The organism is Lysinibacillus cavernae (assembly GCF_009724685.1).
Lineage (GTDB): Bacteria > Bacillota > Bacilli > Bacillales_A > Planococcaceae > Lysinibacillus > Lysinibacillus cavernae.
Genome location: NZ_WMEF01000008.1, coordinates 13,098 through 33,009, shown reverse-complemented (window position 1 = coordinate 33,009; position 19,912 = coordinate 13,098). Strand labels below are relative to the sequence as shown.

Here is a 19,912-nt window from a genome sequence, read left to right as displayed (position 1 = left end):
AATGGTTCCATGTCGTTGAAGCAGCAGTAATTTTTGAACAAATGTAATTATTTTATATGCCACTCCCCTTGCTAAAGACAACCCAAATTAAGCAAGACTCTACCATTCATGCCACCCTTCGAGTGATTAAAAATCGATCAATGTATCCTTACATATTCAAGATGATTTCGTAACCCATTGGCTTTTTCTTTAATAGAATAAAGGTGTATAGAAGGAGGAGACTCAAGTGGAAGTAGGAGTATTTGACAGGAAGTGGATTGAGGAACATTTGGACACACTTCCATTTTGGCAACAGTCTGCCTACACGGATTTTGCCGCCACGATTGCCGATGAAGAAAATACCTTTCCGTGTGTACCTGCAAGAATGGGGTTTTTATCGAACCATTTGCGCTATAGTTTTATCGAAGATCCACGGAAGGAGCAATCCATTAATGAACTAGCACAATGTTTAAAGGAATTCACAGAATCCTCGCGAACCTTTGGTAAATATACGACACTCACCGTTTTCTTTCATAGCCCTCAAGATATGCTAGCTAGTTATAAAGTCGAGGATTATCAGCAATTATTTTGGACCATTCTCAACCATTTAACTAAAATCGACGATCTCGAATGGCCTGAAGAAATACCAACTGACCCTGCCCACAATGAATGGGAGTTTTGCTTTAACGGAGAGCCCTATTTTATCTCCTGTGCAACGCCAGCTCACAAAATGCGAAGGAGTCGCCATTTTTCTACTTTGCTCATGGCCATCCAACCACGCTGGATTTTTGAAGAAATGAACGACTCTACTGCATTTGGGCGAAAATTAAAGAAGCTCATCCGTCAACGCATTGCCAATTATGATGCACTCCCAGGGCATCCCGATTTAAAATGGTACGGACAAGAAGATAGTTATGAATGGAAGCAATACTTTTTAAGCGATGATAATCAAAGTCCGCCCAAATGTCCGTTCTTACGGATGTCACAAAAATAACTTCCTTTAGGCTTCCTTATTACTTTGCCTTTTCACAACAATCCAGGTCGCAATCCCTATTAGGACAATAAAGAGCAGGCTCACGAAAAACCCGAGTCTGCTTGTTTTTTCTCCTAATGTACCAGATACCGTAACAGCAATAAGCAGCATTCCCAAACAATTTTTCACATGCTCCCATTTGGATAACTCCATAAGCTTCATATATGTTACTAAAATAAAGAGCCAGTTATAGATCAACATTAAACCCGCTGCAGTCATCAAATATTCAAAGATTTTTTCTGGCATGAGAAAGCCAATAACAATTGTTATGACTAAGCCACAAGTTAAAAATATAAAGGCAGGAATAGGAACTTTCCTCTTCCCTTTCTTCGCTAGTATTTTTGGTGCATCGTGATCTTCTGCAAGTGTAATAAGAATCGTAATAACCGCATAGAGAGACGCGACCATTGTTGAAAATCCAGCAATGATTAATACGCCATTAAAAATATCCGCCACAAAGGGAATGTGATTACCATGAAGGGCAGTAATGAAGGGACTTTCATTAATCGTAAAGTCTTTCCAAGAGACAAGCGCTAACGCAAGTGCAATGGCCATTAAAAAAATGATGGTGATAACTACTAACATTATTCTTCCTGCTTTTGGTGCTTCTTTTGGATTTTTTAAATCAATGACCATTAACCCCATTACTTCAATACCTCCATAAGCGTAAAAGGCATACAATAGACCAAGCCAAATTCCTTTTATACCTTGTGAGAAAAACGCTTCATAATTCGTATATAGTGAGTCAAGTGTAGAGGCTTGCGAGCCTTTCATTATGATCACAACGGCTACGATAATAAACATCACAATTGCTGCTGCCTTTAATGCCCCAAAGATGTTTTGGAAGTTTTCAAAACCCTTCATTCCTGTGAGGATCACGACTAGCCCTATAGCAGCATAGATGGAGGCTGTAACCCATAATGGCAATGCAGGAAACCAAAACTTCGTAAAAATACCGAGTGCCATCAGCTGACTTCCCATGATTAGAATCTCAGAAATTAAATAGACCCAACCATTACTAAATCCCGCCCACCTACCAAATGCTTGTTTAGCATAAGTACGAAATGAACCTTTATCAGGATTCTCAACAGACATTTTGACAAGTGCATCATAAACAATATACGTACAAATGGCCGCTAATAAAAAAGGAATTAAAACAGCGGGACCACTTTTATGAATAGCCATACTTGTCCCAAGAAAAAATCCTGTTCCTAATGTACAGCCTATACCTAGAAGCGAAAGTTGCCACCAAGACAACCTGCCCTTACTTGTATTTGATGTCATGTAATCAACCCTTCACTACTTTCTTACTAAAGGCAGTGTCATGCACCGAATGCCTCCACCACCTTTTTCAAGCTCTGTGACGTCTACTTCCAGTAGTTTCTTTTTATGCAATAACGGATGCTTCAATAACTGCGGTTTAGACGCCTGCTTACTGATTACTAAAGTTTCTGGATCAAGATTAATCAAGTTAATGTCTGGAATGGTTTTATAGGTTTCGAGCCAGTAAACCTCAAAGCCATGCCGTTTTAAAAATGGTTCTGGCATATCAAAATGACTGCCTTAGGCTGTGAACACCTGTACAGGAAAATAACGCACAAAGCTTTTAGCAATCATCAAGTTATGATGCACAACATTACAATTCATATCTAAATGAAGCGTATCATTGCCCTTCGGTAAATCAATGACCGCAATTTCTGAAAATCCTTGTTTAAAGAAGCGCTCCTTCAAGCTTTCGACAGCCTCTAATGATGTTCTCATCCCTAGATTCATGAGGACTGCATCCTTATTTAATAGCATCACATCCCCACATTCAAGTGATTTACAAGGCTGTGCATTGCTTATAAATTGTTTAGGAAACCACTTGGCTAAAATAGCATGAGCATGTGGATACTCAGGGCGTCTTAACGAGCTTCCAGCATTACCAGGTAAAATTTGCTGGCCCACAACACAGGCTAGATCGCGCACAAAATAACGATTAATGAGCTGTTCACTTAACAGCTGCTGATCATTTAATAATTCTTCGGCATAATCTATCACTCTTACCCCAGCGTTTTCGAGCGTTGTCTTCAATGCCATAAAGTTTTCCATCGCCTTGTGATGGTTGACAGGCTCACTCCACCCAACCTGCTCGGCTATTTTTGAATTCGTTACATCTACTATCGAAGGTGTACAAAGCATTACCACCTTTAGTTCCTCATGTTCCGACCAACAATTTACTTGAAATGAGTCCATCTTTATTCTCCCCCTCTGCTTGTCGTTCTCTGTTAGAGTTACCATTGAAAGGGGGATTATACAATATGAACAGTTAAAGACAATGCCTTGAATTGAATCGTCATTTCGTTGAACCATATGTAGCTCAAATAAAAATTTAGAGAGAACGACGAAGGCTCTCTCTCATTACGTAAAATATTCTAATTTCGCTTGAGGAAAAAATTTTTGCATATAGCCATACAAGTGCTCCTTAATATCTTCCTCTTCTTCCTTTTGATAAATGTATTTACCTATCCCATATTTCCCCCATTTATACCTTCTCACGGTTTCGTCAAGTTCCAGCTTTGTCATAGGATAGTTTTTTTCAATCACACGTTTGGCTGGTTTTGTAAAGCGGTGCTGAATAAACTCAAACGTAATATCATCTCGCACATCCTTTGGCAATTCTGCATCCAATCGCTCAAACATATTGTAATAGCCTTCCTGCCAGCCATCATGAAGATAAATCGGAGCAACGATAAAGCCAAGTGGGTACCCAGCTCTTGCCACTTTCCCCGCTGCCTCAATACGCTTCACTAAAGGAGATGTACCTGGCTCAAAATGTTTAATGACATAATCAGCATTAACACTAAAACGAAACCTTGTCTTCCCATTATGCTTGGCATCCAATAAATGATCCACGTGATGAAATTTCGTCACAAAACGTAATTGACCAAGCTCACTTTGTCCAAAATGTTCAATCGCCCGTTTCAATGTATGTGTTAAATGATCTATCCCTACAATATCGGAGGTACAAGATGCCTCAAAGCGGGTAAAATCAGGTGCTCGTTCAGCCATGTAATGATCGGCCTGTTGTAAAATTTCATCGACATTCACATACGTACGAATATAAGGTTTGCTGCCCATTGTTGTTTGTAAATAACAATAATGGCAATGTCCCATACAGCCTGTCGCAAATGGAATGGCATATTCCGCTGAGGGCTTAGATGTATCAAACTTTAACGTTTTTCGTATTCCTACTACTAGTGTCGATTTAGCTACTCGATACTTTTGGAAATCATTGTCACCTGGAAGATTTCTCACTTGATTGTGTGAAGTCGTATAGCGAATTTCAATTCCCAATTGCTCAAATTTTGCTTTTAGCTCCTGACCAAGTGGATATTGGAGTGCATCTGGTTCAAAATAGACGAGCTGAGGCATAAATGGCTTCATCAATTAGTCCCCCTTAATGAAAATACTGATGATAGGCTTGCTCAGCCGCCATCTCACTTGAAAAAATCAACATGTCATTCGAAATCGGATAATACGTTTCAAATAAAAATAGTGCTAGCTCCTCTGGTTGCTCTGGATGATGGACCACTGCCGCTTCCTGTATATTCGTTACATCCTGAATATGCGGATTGCGGTAAAAAATATAAACAATATCACCTACATTATATGGTTGCTGCATCTCTTCACCTTCCTCTGTCTTTCCATTAGTTTGGTGAAATTGTACAAAAAATATGTCATAAAAAATTATATTGGTAATATACATTAATTTGTGTGGTTTATCTACATCATTACAAACTAGTAGATTTTCACAATACAGAATTTTTTAATAATTTGGTATAATCAAGAAAAGGAGGAAATTATATGATCAAACAATCCATTATTGAAAATGTACTTGAAGCTGCCCTAGCTACGGGTGGTGATTTTTCGGAAATCTTCATTGAAGATAAATATGTAAATGAATACTTTTTGCAGGATGGAAAAATTGAACGAAGTATTGCTGGACGTGATTTCGGGATCGGCATCCGAATTTTTTCAGGTCTACAAAGTATTTATACCTACACGAATGACTTTTCAGAGGAAGGCTTGCTAGCAGCTGCAAAACGAGCAGCACTAGCTATCAAAGGAGATGAGTCAGGCATCATTCACCCTCTCCGCAAAGAAATTATTACACCTATTCATCAAATCCTACGTATGCCCAATACAGTGGAGCACACAAGTAAAACGGCTATTATGCGGCAAGCTGATGCAATAGCTAGAAATTATGACCCACGTATTAGCCAAGTAGGCATTCGCTATTTAGACGAACAGCAGAACGTACTGATTGCTAACTCTGAAGGTAAATTTGTAGAGGATACGCGTGTTTACAGTAGACTTAGTATGCAAGCGACGGCTACAGAAGGGACTGAAGTACAAACTGGCTTCTATGGCCCAGGTGCACATGCAGGCTTTGAATTCATTGAACAACTTGATCTCAACCACTACGCAGGCGAAGCTGCACGTATTGCCGTCACTATGCTTCATGCAGATGAATGTCCTAGCGGAAAATTCCCTGTTATCATTGATAATGAATTTGGTGGTGTCATTTTCCACGAGGCTTGTGGTCATGGCTTAGAGGCAACAGCTGTTGCTAAAAACAATTCCGTCTTTGCTAATCGAATTGGTGAAAGAGTGGCTCCTGAAATCGTTACATATATTGATGACGGCACACTTCAGAATGAATGGGGATCGCTAAATATTGATGACGAGGGAGAAAAAACAAGGAAAAACGTTTTAATTGAAAATGGCATTTTAAAGGGCTACTTAATAGATAAATTTAATGCTCGGCGCATGAACGCCCAACCGACAGGCTCTTCCCGTAGGCAATCTTATAGATTTAACCCAACATCACGTATGACCAATACTTATATCGCACCAGGTACTTCAACACCAGCAGATATCATCGCGTCTACGGAGTACGGTATTTATGCAAAATATATGGGTGGTGGACAAGTCTCTCCTTCCACTGGTGATTATAATTTTGCAGTGATGGAAGCCTATATCGTCAAAGATGGCAAAATTGAACAACCTGTGCGTGGCGCAACGCTCATTGGCAATGGCGCTAAAACATTGCAGCTAGTTGATCGAGTTGGAAATAATCTCGCACATGGAGCAGGCATGTGTGGTTCTCTTAGTGGCAGTCTTCCTGTCAATGTAGGCCAGCCGATGATTCGTGTGAGTGAAATAACTGTTGGTGGAACAAAGGGGGAATAAAACATGAACATTGCACAGTATCAAGATAAGCTTTTACAACAAGCAACGCAAGCTGGATTAACAGAAGCAGAGGTCTATTATGAACATAAAACTTCTTTCCAATGCACACTTTATGAAGGTGAATTAGATAGCTACGAAACATCCAAGGATGGTGGTCTTAGTCTTCGAGGTGTTTATAACGGGAAAATGGGCTATGCATATACTGAAAAAGTAGATGATGATTCTATTTCTTTTTTAATTGATTATGTGAAAGCTAATGCAGAAATACTCGATGAGCATGAAGACATCTCTATTTTTGAAGGTAGCCAAGAATATGCTCAACATTCTTTTTATAACGAGGAACTAGAGGCCGTTAGTATTCCTGAAAAAATTGAATTACTTCGTGCAATTGAGGAAAAAATCCGAGCATATGACCCACGCATTGTCACGCTCGATTATTGTATACTACAATCCTATTCAACTGAGCGGACATTAGCCAATAGTAAAAATCTTGCTTTATCTCATAAGGAAAATGGCTTAGTCCTCTACCTTTCGACTGTTGTCAAAGAAGGTGACGAATTAAAATCAGGTAGCTATATAAAAACGACAAGAGATTTTCATGCTCTTGATGTAGATGCCATTGCCAAGAATGTTGCTGAGGAGGCTCTTGCCAATTTAGGTGAGCAATCCATCCCTTCTAGTAAATATCCAATCATACTTCGGCAAGATGCTGCCGCATCCTTACTCAGTACCTTTATGACTATTTTCTCTGCCGATAAGGCACAAAAAAATCAGTCATTGCTAAAAGGTAAAGTGGGTCAGCAAGTCGCAGCCGAGACATTGACACTCCTCAATGTGCCGTATCATCCTGAAGCGTTGTCCGGTAGCAATTTTGATGGTGAAGGAGTTGCCACAAAACAACAAGCCATCATTGCTAATGGGACATTACAAACACTCTTGCATAATCGAAAAACAGCCAAAAAAGATGACTGTGAGACAACTGGTCATGCACAAAGAGAATCCTATAAAGACTCTTTGTCCATCGCCCCTCAAAATTTTTATATTGCACCTGGTCAAAACACACAGGACACATTAATCGCCTCTTTATCGGAAGGTGTGCTAATTACCCATTTATCAGGGCTTCATTCTGGTACGAATAGCATTTCAGGTGACTTCTCTGTTGCAGCAAGGGGTTTCCATATTCAAGATGGTAAGATTGCCTCACCAGTGAAGCAAATGACTATCGCAGGTAATTTCTTTACACTACTAAAAGATATTGAAGCAATTAGCTCAGATCTTTACTTCCTACCAAATGGTCATGGTTCACCATCATTAGTCGTCAAAGAATTAGCTGTGACCGTTGAATAACCATATAAAAGCGAGCTTCCCTTTAAAGGAGGCTCGCTCGTTTTATTTTGATAAATCAATTTTTTTATTTAATAAATAAATCGTCAGACCACCAACCGTCATAGACAATAATTCCCCAACGCCCACTGTGAACCATGTCGCCCAAAAAGGAAGGTCATAAAGGATTGTTAGTTGTCCTGCAACTGTAAACATGGAGACAGCAAAAATCAATGCAGTAACTCAGAAAATACAGCGACACAGCCATTAATGGTTAAATTTTCATTAGTAGGTAAAATGGTGAAACTTTTAGACCTTTGATACGTTAAATTAGTTGTCATGCTGCGTCAGTCATATAGCATGAGGAAGGGTGGAATTTATGAAAAAAATATGGACTTTATTTTTTGCAGCGATGCTTATTGTACCGCTATTGCTGCAACCGGCAATCGCACAAGCGGCTAAAGCCATCACAATTACTGTGGACGGGGTTCAATTGAAGACTGATCAGCCGCCAGCGATGATTCAAGGGCGTGTTATGCTGCCACTTAGAGCAATCTTTGAGGCATTGGGTGCCAATGTAAATTGGGATCCAAGGAGTCAAACAGTAACAGGGATTAAAGGAGATACAACAGTAGTTCTCAAGATGAAATCGAAGACAGCTACTATTAATGGCCAGACAGTTACGCTTGATGTACCTGCCCAAATATTAAGAGGCAGAACAATGGTACCAGTCCGCTTCGTTAGTGAAGCTCTTGGTCAGGAGGTTGACTGGAACTCAAGAAATCAGACCGTAACTATTAAATCTGACACTCCAAGCAATATCAGTATTTCTCCTCCTAGTAATGTGTCCGTCCGAGATGTAAATGATCAGGGGGATGGGCGTGACATGGAGGTTAGCTTTTCTAAATCGTCTACAGAATCATACGTCGATCATTATAGGGTTATGGTTTTGAAGGCTTCAAAAAGCTTTAATTTGGCATCTGCTTTGAAAGTCTCCCCTTCTAATTATTCAGTGGTATCTACTTCAAGTTCGAACCTTGCTGTCACTTTATCACAGAATTCTCGAGATGTGGATGGAGACTACATTAGAAATGATCAGCCATATGTGGTTCGTATACTTGCTGTTGGGAAAGGTTCATATTCTAGCGTTCTATCGACTTCTTCTCCAAAGATTACCTTAACCAATTTGTCTTCAGTAACAGAGGTAACAAGTGTGAAAATTAGCGATATTAACGATTTTGGCGATGGACGCGATGTCTCTGTTAGCTTCACTCGTCCGCAGAATGATAACAATACTGCCAATTATCGTGTGTTTATCGTAAAGACCAAGGATGCTAGCAATTTTAACCTCACTACTGCAAATAATTTATCAAGCAGTTACTATACAACAGTGAATAAATCGGGAAGTAACGGCAGTATTTTGACAGGAACATTGTCTTCCTCGTCACGTGATACTTCTGGTGATTTCATTAAGAATAACGAACCTTATACAGCGGTCGTTCTGTCTGTAAGTAATACGAATTCAGTGGGCAATAAGCTGTCGTCTGCCTCATCATCAGTAACACTTAGTCAAAATACAATGTCTTCTCCGATTATTACACAGGTGAATGATGTCAATGACTTTGGGGATGGACGAGATTTGAGCGTTAGCTTTAATAAAGTGTCCGATGAATCTAATATCAACGCTTACCGAATTTTTGTAGTAAGAGCTAACAACTATTCGAACTTTACATTGACGAAGGCGAACAGTTTATCTAACACTTATTACACACAAGTAAACAAGACAGGCTACAATATTACTCAGGTGCTCTCTTCAGGGGCAAGAGATACTGACGGTTATGCCATTCAGAATGGAGTTAGCTATCGTGTATTCGTTATGGCCGTAGCAAATAACTCAGCGAATAACACGCTGTCTTCAGCCTCCAATACGATTACGCTATTTAGCAGCAATGCGGGTGCAGTATCGAATCTCAATGCTAGCGATGTAAGTGATTATGGCAACGGACGTGACCTCTTTGTCTCTTTCAATAAAGCTGTGGACGAGTCAAATATTAGTCACTATCGGATTCTAGTTGTACCAACAGCAAATTACAATAACTTCAGTCTGACGGAAGCAAATAATGTATCCAGCAGCAATTACACGACTGTATACAAATCTGGAAATTCCACGTATGAGCAGGCTTTATCTGAAAATACTCGGGATGTGCGCGGTAATACGATCAAAGAAAGTACTAGCTACCGTATCTATGTTTTAACTGTAGCGAATGGAATAGGAAGCAATACTCTATCTGCGCAGACATCTACGATTACGCTAAATAAGAACTTTAATGTGCAGGCTGTAACCAATCTGAATGTTGCAGATATAGGTGATAATGGAGATGGCCGTGATGTGCAAGTAACGTTCACGAAGCCTTCTAATGAATCAAATGTCAATCATTATCGAATTCTAATCGTACCGACAGCTTATTACAGCAGCTTTAATCTTTCACAAGCCAATAGTAGCAATTATTACATCACTGAAAACAAAGGTGGGAATATAGCTGCAACTAGAACGTTGGATGGAACTAGGGACGTGCGCGGTAATTTTATTACAGAAGGAACTAGCTATCACGTCTATGTACTGACTGTTTCCAACGGAAACTCTCCAAATACCTATGCCCTATCGTCTGCTTCGCCTGTAATTACACTTAGTAAAAGTAAAGCTGTTCAGGCGGTAAGCAATATTAATGTAAGCGATGTTGGCGATAATGGAGATGGTCGAGATTTACAAATATCGTTCTCGAAGCCTTCTGATGAATCAAATATAGGTAGTTACCGTATTCTTGTTGTACCCGCATCAAAAGCAAATGGCTTTGATGTGAACGCAGCTATGAAAGTCACTAATTATACCGATTTAAGTAAAGGCCAATATAGTATGAGTTTGGGAGCTGGTAGTAGAGATACGGATGGAAGACTTATAACGAATGGTGAAGAATATCGCGTGTATATATTGTCCATAGGTGATGGAAATTCTAAGGCAATGTATAACTTATCCTTCCCATCTTCTTCTATTACTTTAGTGGAGCGTTCAGCACCTGTAACGGTGGAGAATGTGAAACTGAGTGTTCAAGGGGAGCAAAATAAATATTCCGATATTACAATTAGCTTCGATATCAAAAACGGACAAAACGTAACGGAGTATAGAGTGTTTATGTTACCTAAAAATGCAGCAGATGGTTTCAAAGAAAGTAATGCCATTAACAATAATAATAGTACTAGAATTTATCAGAATGGCCTCTCCAATGTAAGTCAAGATCTAAGTATAGAATTAGATGCATTTGGTAACCCACTCACTTCATCCACAGAATATGTTGCTAAGGTTTTAGCTGTGGTAAAAGGAAATTATATACTATCAAACTCGTCCATTAATTCGGTGCAGCTTCTGGCAAAGCCTGATAATACCAATGGTGAGGCGTCCAAAGATAATCAAATTAACAAATAGGACAAAGAATTTCTTTATAGCGGGACTCCCAATGTTTCTTTATGGACCATTGGGAGTCCCTTCTTGCTGTGTGTTGCAAACATATTATCCTTAGAGTGATTGGTCTAAAGGACTTGCATCAAGTAGTTACGAAATTCAGAATAATGCTATGATCATGCGTTTTATATATATTAAATTATTTGGACAAATCTATTTTTTTGTTTAATAAGTAAATCGTCAGACCACCAACAGTCATAGACAATAATTCCCCAACGCCCACTGTGAACCATGTCGCCCAAAAAGGAAGGTCATACATGATTGTTAGTTGTCCTGCAACTGTAAACATGGAGACAGCAAAAATCAATGCGGTTACAACCATTTTTGCAATGTCATTTGTCATTTTTTTTGTGACATTCCTACAAAGAATTAAAACAAGGAACGTCGCAATCCCACCGATCGGTACATCTAAAATCCATGTTGGTGACATAAAATTTGCGAGTATTACGCCAATCGTCACCGCTACAACATAGCGTTTATTGTACAATGCCAGATAATTAAACATCTCTGACAAACGTAACTGGACTGCGCCAAAGCTAATAACTGACAATAAAACCGTTACAGCGACGTATAGAGCTGCAACAAGTGCCGTCTTTGTAAGTTCACTTACAGAAATACGGCTTGAATCTTTTACAATAGATGTATTCAATTTTATTCTCCTTTGTAAAATAGCTCGTTGCTATTTTAGTAATAACTACGACCAAAGGAAGAGAGCTAAATGCCCTATCTGAAGTGCCGTAGTGCAAGCAATTTTTGCTTACTTGCGTATTATAGCAGAAGAATATCTAATTGAACAATGCTATTTTGTTAGCCAACCACCATCAATTGGCATCACAGTACCATGAATGTAATCTGCAGCTGAGCTTGCTAAAAATAGGGTTAAATTAGCGACCTCATGAGGCTTTGCCCATCGGCCTGCAGGCGTTTCGTCAGCTACCCATTTAGCCATTTCCCCATCTCCTTCAAAATCAGCTTTATTCATCGGTGTTTGAATGGCCCCAGGTGCAATGGCATTCGCGCGAATACCTGCTCGACAATAATCTAAGTCTAGCTGCTTCGTATAGCCAACAATGGCATGCTTAGAAGCTGTATAGGCAGCACCGCCACCACCAGCAACAAGCCCAGCAATCGACGCCATATTGACGATAATACCAGTGCCACGTTCTACCATATGTGGCAAGATTGTATTTGTCACAAAGAACGTCCCCTTCACATTCGTGTTCATTATTTTATCCCACAGTGCTTCATCTGTATCAAGCGTTTTCGCGAAACCATCTAAAATGCCTGCTGTATTACATAAAATATCGATTTGCTTAAATCTTGAAATGGCTTCTAGATATGCCCTCTCCACATCTTGTTGACTACATACAGTGCCAATTAAGTAGGCAAAACGCTCAGGATACTGTTGCTGTAAATGAATTAAGCCCTGCTCCTCTAAATCAAAACCAAATACATTCGCCCCATTTTCTAAAAAAGCAATGGCTTGAGCATGTCCAATACCTGAAGCAGCACCAGTAATAAATACGGTCTTCGTGTTATATTCTTCAAATTTCATCCTATTACTCCTTACAGAAAGAAGCCATCTCAAAATTGAGATGGCTTCTCTTATCATTATTCTACGATTACCCAATCTTCCGCTAATAAATCGCATACTGTGGGTGTAAACATTGTATAGCCCTCTCCACGTACATTAATTAAAAAATAAGGATTCAATGTCTCACCATCATGCTGACTTTGGCCGACTAGCTTCACATATAGCTCTGCACCGCCCCAACCTTTACGAATCACTTTTTCTCCTGCTTTTAAGCGTGGTAATATTTCTTCAAAAGTCATATACGTCATCCTTTATTTCCGTTCTTTATCGCATTAGTATACTGGATTTTTATTTGATTGACAACCTTGCTTAGGATAGTTTTTTCATTTGTACCTGTTCTGTCGTCACCTTAAGCCCATTTTTTAGAAAATAGCTCGTTGCTGGATTGTTTGAGACGAGATTCACTGCCGTAATGTTGACTTTAGATGTAGTGACACTTGCTAGAAAGTGTGGTACTAACTCTACATTGCTATTTTCTAGTAACGCTAATTGGTAGAGCAGAATACGCTCTATCTCTCCTTTTCCATCCCATACTGTTCTGTATAACATATAGCCTAGCGCTTCATTTTCTTCATTATAGAAAACTTTGGCTTCTCCCTGCTTCACACTATGCCAGCTACATTGCCAAGGAACATCTTCCTGATAAAAAGATAAATAGGGTAGTTGCTCTGGGCGAATGGTTTCTACACGAAGGTCTTTTGTATATTCGACTTTTGCTTCATATTCGCCACTTAAAAATAGTAATTGATTAGAAATAACATAGCCGTATTTCTCATACAAAGCAATCGCTACCTGATTTTCCTTGATAGCTTCCAGTGTAGCAATTTCTACATTTTCTCGTTCATAGATGGCTAAGGTTTCTTCCATCAATATACGTGAAACCCCTTTACCTCGATAGATTGGAGAGATGCCTGTTCCACCATTCCAAGCTGTTTTCTTGCCATTGATGGTACGAAAGCCGTTCATGACAATCGCAATCGGTTCATCTTGATCAAAAACGACAATGGAATGCTCAGAAGACAGCCCCTCCCCAACCAGTCGATGTAAAAACATGTCTGTCGTCATATTGATTTCCACAAAATATCCTTCGAAGCCTTTGTTCCAAGCTTTCAACACTTCCTCTAATGTGCATTGTGATACTGTTTTGAACTTCATATTCTCCCTCATTTCAAATTGAATCTAATTTTGCTAAATCTTCTATAGTTAATTTCCCCACGATATCATATCCTTTTCCTGGACCTTTAGGCTTCACAATAACCGTCCCCATATTCGAAATTTGACCAAGACCTACATTTTTGGGAAAACTATGACCAACCATCATTCTATTCATTCCTTGTGGCGGTATTCTTTCCAGCATGGATTCAAGAGCCTTTAATATACCTGTTTGCTCAACAGTGGTAGGATGCCCTCCTAACATAAATATTTCAAACAAGAAGGGATCAATTTGTACATCAGCATTTGGAAATGCCAGCCGAGCCGTTTCAATTGTTCGACAGAAAGAGCTAGCAGTAATCGATGACAAGATAGGGATTTGCCAATATCTCATTATCTGACCAAAATAAACAGCCTCCCTACGACCATATTCCGATAAGTTTCGTTGATTCCTGCAACTTTGAAAAGTCATATACGCTCGATCTACACCGACTGTTGCCGTCCCATGCCTTGCATATAAAATGAGCCTGCCCTCTCTTAATAACGCTAGGAGATCCTTTTCCATTTTCTTCATCTCCTTCATCATATCACTTTATACTTTGTAATGTATGCCTTACAAATAGAAAAAAGCTCCCTACAATTTTGTAGGAAGCTTTTCACTTATTTTATTGGAATATTAACAATGGCAGTCGTTTCTAAATGGTTCGATGAATCAATAGATATATGACCATTGTATTTATGGACAATTTCTTTAACAATAAATAATCCTTGTCCTCTTAATCTACCACTCTCATTTTTTTTCGTTGAAAATCCTTGCTTAAAAATTTGGTTAGGATCTACAATATTTGGACCAGTATTCGTAATTTTAAATTCATATTGTGCCTCATCTGCGTTACAACAAATCATAATTTTTCGTTGCCCCTCAGGTAATTCAATAGCAGCATCAATCGCATTGTCTATTAAATTAGATAAAATCTTGATTAAATCTGTCGTTTTAATATTATTAAATTCGTCTTGAGAGATGGTAAAATCCATATCAATATTATGATTTTGGGCAGTTAATTTTTTCGTTTGCAATAATATGGATAAACCTGGGTGATCAATATTTAATTTTAAAGACTTTATCGCTTGCACTTCTTTCGAAAGTGAGGACAAATATTGCTTTGCTTGTTCAGTTTTTTCTAATTGTAAAAGGCCATGTAAAACTTGAATATGATTCGTGAAATCATGACGTAATGACGACACAGAAGTAATCAATGTTTTGATTTCTGCTTGATAGGTGTCCTCAGTAGCGCCAACTTCCTTCGCTACCTCTTTTTGATACCATCTTTGTAAAAAGAAAAAAGAAGCAATAACAATTAAAATAAATACACCATTGAAAATTAAAATAAACAGGTTGTCTTCAATGACTTTTCCCTTAATACCATTTAGCATATCTGCGCTTATATCAATACCTAGGTAACCAATAATTTTACCAGTATCATCTTTAATTGGCGCTCCAACCGATAAATAGGAACCATGTATAGAATCATGGATCACCTCAGTGACATAGGTTTCACCATTATAAGCTTTTTTAACTTGCTTTGCAGGGACAGTACAAACTTCACCAATATCAAAGCCCTTTTTCATTTCATTCGGTAGCCCCATAATCATCGCACTCGATACTTCTGGATTATCTACCTTTAGGGTATAAACAAATAATGCCCCTAGTTTTATTCTTGCGTCATTTAAGTAATTTCTTACTTCCCAATAATAATCATTTTTCTGTGGATTCTTCAAAAATTGCTGATACGCATCTGTATCAATAGAAGAAGCAATGGAATTGGCAGCCTCTAGACTTTGATTGGCAATTGACTCTTCAACGGTCTTTTTAATTTTCACATAGGATGTAATGATGTTTAAACTTGTAAACAAACATAATAAAATCGTTGATAGAATTAATATTAGTTTTATTTTTCGATTTTTCATATAAAACGGGACTTCCTCATCTATTAATATTCTATATTATCATTATATAATAATTAACTCTATTTTTTGTTTGTATAGCTAATATTGCTTGTATATCCTACATAAATTAAAACATAAAATCAATTTTTATTTTATTGATACCTAAAATTGCAAGTCGTAATCAATAGTTTAAATATCCTTAACAAGAAAGTAAACTAAAAAGGTTAATAATAACATTACATGTCTCATATCCTATACGATTTAAAAATTTAATTGTTCACTAAATCAAAGGTCATAAAAAATAGATCAGGTACCTATAATACCTGATCTACAATGAATTTTGTTTATTTTTTACTCGAAGTACGTGTTCGATCCTGTGGATTTAAAAAGGATGGCCTTCTTCTATAGCCTTTTGGAGATACTCTTAATAATGACTTTTTAATATTGTCTTTTTCGAGATCTGCACTAAAGTTTAAATAAGGAACACCCAAGACACGCATATTTGCTCCGTATATAAGGATAAAAAACAATGACATAAAGAAGCCAAATAAACCGAAAAAGGCGGATGCTATAATAATAATTAATCGGAAAATGCTCATGGCTGTCACAAACGATTGGTTGACTAACGTAAAAGCAGCAATACTAGAAATGGCAATCACGACAATCATCGATGGGCTTGTCACGCCAGCTTTAATGGCAGCATCACCGATAATTAATCCTCCCACTACACTTATTGAGCCACTAATCGCTCTAGGAAGCCGTAAATTTGCTTCACGAAATAATTCGAACATAAATAACATCATTAATATTTCGAGAATCGTTGGAAATGGGAGACCCGTTCTTGATTCAACAACTGTTGCTAAAAGAAGAAAAGGGAGTTGTTCTTGATGATACGTCGTTAATGCAAGCCAAAAACCTGGTGACAGCATGCTGATTAATATCCCCACAATTCGGAGCAGTCGTTCCATTGAACTGACAATGATAGGATAATCATTATCTTCTCCTGATTTAAAGAGAAGCATAATATTCGTAGGTGTAATGATGGCATACGAAACACCATCGATCATTATTAGTATTCTTCCCCTAATTAATGCCTGAATAGCAAAATCTGGCCTTCCGGTATAATCATGCCTCGGAAGAATTGAGGCAGTCTTTTCGACCGTTTCCATTAACAAATCACCATTCACAACAATATCTGTATCAATCTGTTGCAATTGTAATCTGATTTGTTCCAACATGTTTAAGTTCACAATGTCTTCCATATAAAGTACCGCTACTGTTGTTTTAGAACGTTTCCCAATTTCTAATGTCTCTACACTAAATGAATTAGTGGGTAATCGCTTTCTTAATAAAGCAATGTTAATAAAAACATCTTCAATAAAGTCATCTCTAGGTCCTTTAACAACTAATTCCAATGTTGTTTCCCCAGGCTCTCGATTCGGTCTTTTCGAAATATCACTAGAATAAAGTAACTGACTTTCTTCAAAATACAATAATACATGGCCTTTATAGACTCTTGTAATGACATCATCTTTCGTTAAAACCTTTTGTAAATACGGAATGTGTAAATGCTGTTCAATTTGCTCCTCTAACATTTCGTCAGAGATACTGCTCAATAATGATTGCACCCGTTGGACAACCACTGTCTGAAGTATTTGTTCATTGAACATCGCATCACAAGTAATCAGATGTACTGTATATTGTTGAAATTTATACTGTTGGAAAATCACATCAGCAGAGCGTTGAAATAGTGATTTCAACATTTTCAAATTGATCATTTGTTCCATAGATGAAATACACCTCATCTCCTACTGAGCCAGCTCATGATTAGTACATTTATGAAAAAGATCACATTCAATAAATACACTTAAGCATATTTTTCCCATGGTTGTTCAAACTATTCAAGAAAACAAATGATATAACAAGGATTCAAAATACCTTAACCAATCATTTTCTTTAGATTTCCCATCTCAATCGCAGACATCGCCGCATCATAGCCTTTATTACCAGATTTTGTGCCTGCACGTTCAATAGCCTGTTCAATATTTTCCGTAGTCACAATACCGAAAATAACAGGTACATTTGTTGTTAAGGACACATTGGCAATACCTTTTGCTGACTCATTACAAACATAATCATAATGAGTTGTAGACCCACGAATGACAGTACCTAAACCAATAATGGCATCATATTTCTTCGTTTCTGCTAATTGTTTCGCAATAAAAGGAACTTCAAAAGCTCCTGGAACCCACGCTACATCAATTGCTGCTTCATCTACACCATGGCGTTTTAAACCATCCATTGCACCGTCTAATAATTTACTTGTTATAAACTCATTAAATCGACCTACTACTACTGCAATTTTCAAATCCGTCCCAATTAATTGTGCTTCAAATGTTTGACCCATTTTTATTTCTCCTTTTTAAATAGATAGTTTATTTTCGGTTATGCATAATTGTCTAAGATAAGCAACCAACGCCTCTATGGATATCATTTTTAAGCCGTGATGAGCCGCATATTTTTTCAGTTCTTCAAAACGTAACATCTGACCATCATCTCCCATGATTTCGCAAATAACACCAGCTGGCACACTATGACATAGCTTTGCTAAATCAATTGTCGCTTCTGTATGTCCTCTCCGCTCTAAGACACCTTTATCCTTTGCTATCAGTGGAAAAACATGGCCTGGTCGACGAAAATCAGTCGGCTTTGCTTGAGGTTCAATCATCTTTTGTATCGTGACTGCTCGTTCAAAGGCACTTATCCCTGTCGTTGTTACTACATGATCAATACTGACGGTAAATGCTGTTTGATGATTATCCGTATTGTATTGAACCATCGGGTGCAGCTCTAGACTTTGAGCAAGCTGCTGTGAAATGGGTGTACAAATTAACCCTCTACCATAGGTCGCCATAAAGTTAATTGTTGCTGGTGTTATGAATTCAGCAAGTGCCAGAAGATCCCCCTCATTTTCCCGATCCTCATCATCCACCACCACAATCATTTTGCCTTGCTTTAAATCCTCAATGGCTTCTTCAATTGCATGTAGCACTATTGTCATCTCCTCATTTTGTACTATTAAAAACCATGTTGTGCTAAGTAATCTCTCGTAATAGCAGGCGTTACATGTCCTTTTTTCAGTTGCTGTAAAATGTACTTGCCAACTAAATCCGTTTCGATATTCACAATTGCTCCAATCTTCTTCATACCTAAAACAGTTTCTTTGTAAGTATGGGGAATGAGTGAAATAGTGGCACTGTTCGATTCAACATGAAATATTGTTAAGCTTGTGCCATCAATCGTTATGGAGCCCTTTGGAATACAATAGCTTGTTAATTCCTCTGACAATTCGATATCAATATAAACTGCGTTGGCAACAGGACGCTTTCGTAAAATTTTTCCTACTCCATCTACATGTCCTGCAACAAAATGACCACCGAATCGTCCATTAGCAGGCATGGCTCGCTCTAAATTAACAGGATCCCCTATTGCCAGCTGCTGTAAATTTGTTGCTTTGACTGTTTCAGGCATGACATCCATCGTTAGCTCCAGGTCCGTAAAATGTGTTACCGTTAAACAAACACCATTGACCGCTATACTGTCCCCAAGCTTTACATCCTCTGCTATCTTGGAAGAGTTAATCGTAATTTTCATACTGTGCCTATCGCTTTGCATGGCTTTTATTGTGCCAATATCCTCTACAAGCCCTGTAAACATTCAATCACCTGCTTTTCATTGGTTAGCGAAATCTCTCTTCTATCCGTCAGTTCCTTTGTTCTACCTGTCACTTTTCAACTTTTATCCGTCTTCTCCCTCCTTCAGCTTTCAATAAAAAAACCCCTTTCAACAAAGGGGTTTTGGGAGTATAAGACGTCAACAAATAAGCCTAATTGGATACTGTTTTTTCCATAGACTGTCATCTCACTCGTTCTTCTCCCATCCAGACTATCACTGTCGGTTTTGGATTTGCACCAAATCAGCTTGCGCTCACGGACTTTGAATTGCTTCATCACCGCCGATTGGGAATTTCACCCTACCCCGAAGAACATCTTCTATTCAATTGGTTTGCTAAATAAAAAAAACTTCCCAAAAAATATTTATGGGAAGTCATGTGATAAGTGCATAGTCAAAT

19 protein-coding genes, 2 pseudogenes and 1 riboswitch are annotated in these 19,912 nt (G+C 38.3%); of the genes and pseudogenes, 5 read left to right on the top strand and 16 right to left on the bottom strand.

The features are described from left to right. Positions 1 to 226 precede the first annotated feature (226 nt). Positions 227 to 973, top strand: a complete 747-nt coding sequence (locus GJU32_RS15430; protein WP_155592851.1) for a YqcI/YcgG family protein — start codon at positions 227 to 229, stop codon at positions 971 to 973. Positions 974 to 979: 6 nt separating this feature from the next. On the opposite strand, the gene GJU32_RS15425 is transcribed toward GJU32_RS15430, so the two are convergent. From GJU32_RS15425 to GJU32_RS15410, 5 genes are all read right to left on the bottom strand, one after another. Next, the gene (locus GJU32_RS15425; RefSeq protein ID WP_155592850.1) at positions 980 to 2,296 is read right to left on the bottom strand and encodes an amino acid permease; all 1,317 of its coding nucleotides are present in this window, start codon (positions 2,294 to 2,296) and stop codon (positions 980 to 982) included. A 15-nt stretch (positions 2,297 to 2,311) separates the two neighbouring features. Beyond that, positions 2,312 to 2,560: an arginine deiminase family protein gene (locus tag GJU32_RS23430; RefSeq protein ID WP_230875065.1), complete on the bottom strand. Its 249-nt coding sequence runs from the start codon at positions 2,558 to 2,560 to the stop codon at positions 2,312 to 2,314. A gap of 15 nt (positions 2,561 to 2,575) precedes the next feature. Next, a complete protein-coding gene (locus GJU32_RS15420; protein ID WP_230875064.1) occupies positions 2,576 to 3,247 on the bottom strand; it encodes an arginine deiminase family protein in 672 nt (223 codons plus the stop codon). Positions 3,248 to 3,412: 165 nt separating this feature from the next. After that, positions 3,413 to 4,441 (bottom strand): spore photoproduct lyase, encoded by a 1,029-nt coding sequence (splB, locus tag GJU32_RS15415; protein WP_155592849.1) that lies wholly within the window; start codon positions 4,439 to 4,441, stop codon positions 3,413 to 3,415. 10 nt (positions 4,442 to 4,451) lie between these two features. Then, positions 4,452 to 4,676, bottom strand: coding sequence for a transcriptional regulator SplA domain-containing protein (locus GJU32_RS15410; RefSeq protein WP_155592848.1), 225 nt, complete (start codon positions 4,674 to 4,676; stop codon positions 4,452 to 4,454). Between the two features lie 182 nt (positions 4,677 to 4,858). Between GJU32_RS15410 and GJU32_RS15405 the strand changes: the two genes are divergently transcribed. After that, positions 4,859 to 6,247 carry a TldD/PmbA family protein gene (locus GJU32_RS15405; RefSeq protein ID WP_155592847.1) on the top strand — a complete coding sequence of 463 codons (1,389 nt, stop codon included), beginning with the start codon at positions 4,859 to 4,861 and terminating at the stop codon, positions 6,245 to 6,247. 3 nt (positions 6,248 to 6,250) lie between these two features. Then, the gene (locus tag GJU32_RS15400; protein ID WP_155592846.1) at positions 6,251 to 7,594 is read left to right on the top strand and encodes a TldD/PmbA family protein; all 1,344 of its coding nucleotides are present in this window, start codon (positions 6,251 to 6,253) and stop codon (positions 7,592 to 7,594) included. A 42-nt stretch (positions 7,595 to 7,636) separates the two neighbouring features. On the opposite strand, the gene GJU32_RS15395 is transcribed toward GJU32_RS15400, so the two are convergent. Further along, on the bottom strand, positions 7,637 to 7,804 hold the full coding sequence (locus tag GJU32_RS15395; RefSeq protein WP_230875063.1) for a QueT transporter family protein: 168 nt from the start codon (positions 7,802 to 7,804) through the stop codon (positions 7,637 to 7,639). A gap of 145 nt (positions 7,805 to 7,949) precedes the next feature. Between GJU32_RS15395 and GJU32_RS23845 the strand changes: the two are divergent. Together GJU32_RS23845 and GJU32_RS15390 are read left to right on the top strand one after the other, a co-directional pair. After that, positions 7,950 to 8,357: pseudogene (locus GJU32_RS23845) on the top strand (copper amine oxidase N-terminal domain-containing protein); the annotation flags it as partial. 318 nt (positions 8,358 to 8,675) lie between these two features. After that, a complete protein-coding gene (locus GJU32_RS15390) occupies positions 8,676 to 11,051 on the top strand; it encodes a copper amine oxidase N-terminal domain-containing protein (RefSeq protein WP_230875070.1) in 2,376 nt (791 codons plus the stop codon). A 175-nt stretch (positions 11,052 to 11,226) separates the two neighbouring features. On the opposite strand, the gene GJU32_RS15385 is transcribed toward GJU32_RS15390, so the two are convergent. From GJU32_RS15385 to ribE, 10 genes and pseudogenes are all read right to left on the bottom strand, one after another. Beyond that, positions 11,227 to 11,736: a QueT transporter family protein gene (locus GJU32_RS15385; RefSeq protein WP_155592844.1), complete on the bottom strand. Its 510-nt coding sequence runs from the start codon at positions 11,734 to 11,736 to the stop codon at positions 11,227 to 11,229. Positions 11,737 to 11,886: 150 nt separating this feature from the next. Continuing rightward, the gene (locus GJU32_RS15380; RefSeq protein ID WP_155592843.1) at positions 11,887 to 12,642 is read right to left on the bottom strand and encodes a 3-oxoacyl-ACP reductase; all 756 of its coding nucleotides are present in this window, start codon (positions 12,640 to 12,642) and stop codon (positions 11,887 to 11,889) included. Positions 12,643 to 12,698: 56 nt separating this feature from the next. Continuing rightward, positions 12,699 to 12,920: a DUF2829 domain-containing protein gene (locus tag GJU32_RS15375; RefSeq protein ID WP_155592842.1), complete on the bottom strand. Its 222-nt coding sequence runs from the start codon at positions 12,918 to 12,920 to the stop codon at positions 12,699 to 12,701. Between the two features lie 70 nt (positions 12,921 to 12,990). Next, positions 12,991 to 13,836 carry a GNAT family N-acetyltransferase gene (locus GJU32_RS15370; RefSeq protein WP_155592841.1) on the bottom strand — a complete coding sequence of 282 codons (846 nt, stop codon included), beginning with the start codon at positions 13,834 to 13,836 and terminating at the stop codon, positions 12,991 to 12,993. Between the two features lie 13 nt (positions 13,837 to 13,849). After that, on the bottom strand, positions 13,850 to 14,398 hold the full coding sequence (locus tag GJU32_RS15365) for a histidine phosphatase family protein (protein WP_155592840.1): 549 nt from the start codon (positions 14,396 to 14,398) through the stop codon (positions 13,850 to 13,852). Positions 14,399 to 14,493: 95 nt separating this feature from the next. Continuing rightward, positions 14,494 to 15,801: a Spo0B domain-containing protein gene (locus GJU32_RS15360; RefSeq protein ID WP_155592839.1), complete on the bottom strand. Its 1,308-nt coding sequence runs from the start codon at positions 15,799 to 15,801 to the stop codon at positions 14,494 to 14,496. 323 nt (positions 15,802 to 16,124) lie between these two features. Beyond that, the gene (locus GJU32_RS15355; RefSeq protein ID WP_155592838.1) at positions 16,125 to 17,567 is read right to left on the bottom strand and encodes a spore germination protein; all 1,443 of its coding nucleotides are present in this window, start codon (positions 17,565 to 17,567) and stop codon (positions 16,125 to 16,127) included. Between the two features lie 152 nt (positions 17,568 to 17,719). After that, positions 17,720 to 18,187, bottom strand: a complete 468-nt coding sequence (gene ribH / locus GJU32_RS15350; RefSeq protein WP_155592837.1) for a 6,7-dimethyl-8-ribityllumazine synthase — start codon at positions 18,185 to 18,187, stop codon at positions 17,720 to 17,722. Between the two features lie 51 nt (positions 18,188 to 18,238). Further along, positions 18,239 to 18,832: pseudogene (gene ribB, locus GJU32_RS15345) on the bottom strand (3,4-dihydroxy-2-butanone-4-phosphate synthase); the annotation flags it as partial. Between the two features lie 26 nt (positions 18,833 to 18,858). Beyond that, positions 18,859 to 19,497, bottom strand: a complete 639-nt coding sequence (gene ribE / locus GJU32_RS15340) for a riboflavin synthase (RefSeq protein WP_155592835.1) — start codon at positions 19,495 to 19,497, stop codon at positions 18,859 to 18,861. Positions 19,498 to 19,704: 207 nt separating this feature from the next. Beyond that, a riboswitch (FMN riboswitch) is annotated at positions 19,705 to 19,830 on the bottom strand. Positions 19,831 to 19,912: the final 82 nt, after the last annotated feature.

Coding starts and splice junctions, on each gene's coding strand:
- GJU32_RS23430 (WP_230875065.1), bottom strand. CDS start 2,560: ATGCCAGAACCATTTTTAAAACGGCATGGCTTTGAGGTTTACTGGCTC.
- GJU32_RS15380 (WP_155592843.1), bottom strand. CDS start 12,642: ATGAAATTTGAAGAATATAACACGAAGACCGTATTTATTACTGGTGCT.
- GJU32_RS15355 (WP_155592838.1), bottom strand. CDS start 17,567: ATGGAACAAATGATCAATTTGAAAATGTTGAAATCACTATTTCAACGC.
- GJU32_RS15400 (WP_155592846.1), top strand. CDS start 6,251: ATGAACATTGCACAGTATCAAGATAAGCTTTTACAACAAGCAACGCAA.
- GJU32_RS15375 (WP_155592842.1), bottom strand. CDS start 12,920: ATGACTTTTGAAGAAATATTACCACGCTTAAAAGCAGGAGAAAAAGTG.
- GJU32_RS15365 (WP_155592840.1), bottom strand. CDS start 14,398: ATGGAAAAGGATCTCCTAGCGTTATTAAGAGAGGGCAGGCTCATTTTA.
- GJU32_RS15405 (WP_155592847.1), top strand. CDS start 4,859: ATGATCAAACAATCCATTATTGAAAATGTACTTGAAGCTGCCCTAGCT.
- GJU32_RS15425 (WP_155592850.1), bottom strand. CDS start 2,296: ATGACATCAAATACAAGTAAGGGCAGGTTGTCTTGGTGGCAACTTTCG.
- ribE (WP_155592835.1), bottom strand. CDS start 19,497: ATGTTTACAGGGCTTGTAGAGGATATTGGCACAATAAAAGCCATGCAA.
- GJU32_RS15370 (WP_155592841.1), bottom strand. CDS start 13,836: ATGAAGTTCAAAACAGTATCACAATGCACATTAGAGGAAGTGTTGAAA.
- GJU32_RS15360 (WP_155592839.1), bottom strand. CDS start 15,801: ATGAAAAATCGAAAAATAAAACTAATATTAATTCTATCAACGATTTTA.
- GJU32_RS15420 (WP_230875064.1), bottom strand. CDS start 3,247: ATGGACTCATTTCAAGTAAATTGTTGGTCGGAACATGAGGAACTAAAG.
- GJU32_RS15410 (WP_155592848.1), bottom strand. CDS start 4,676: ATGCAGCAACCATATAATGTAGGTGATATTGTTTATATTTTTTACCGC.
- ribH (WP_155592837.1), bottom strand. CDS start 18,187: ATGGGTCAAACATTTGAAGCACAATTAATTGGGACGGATTTGAAAATT.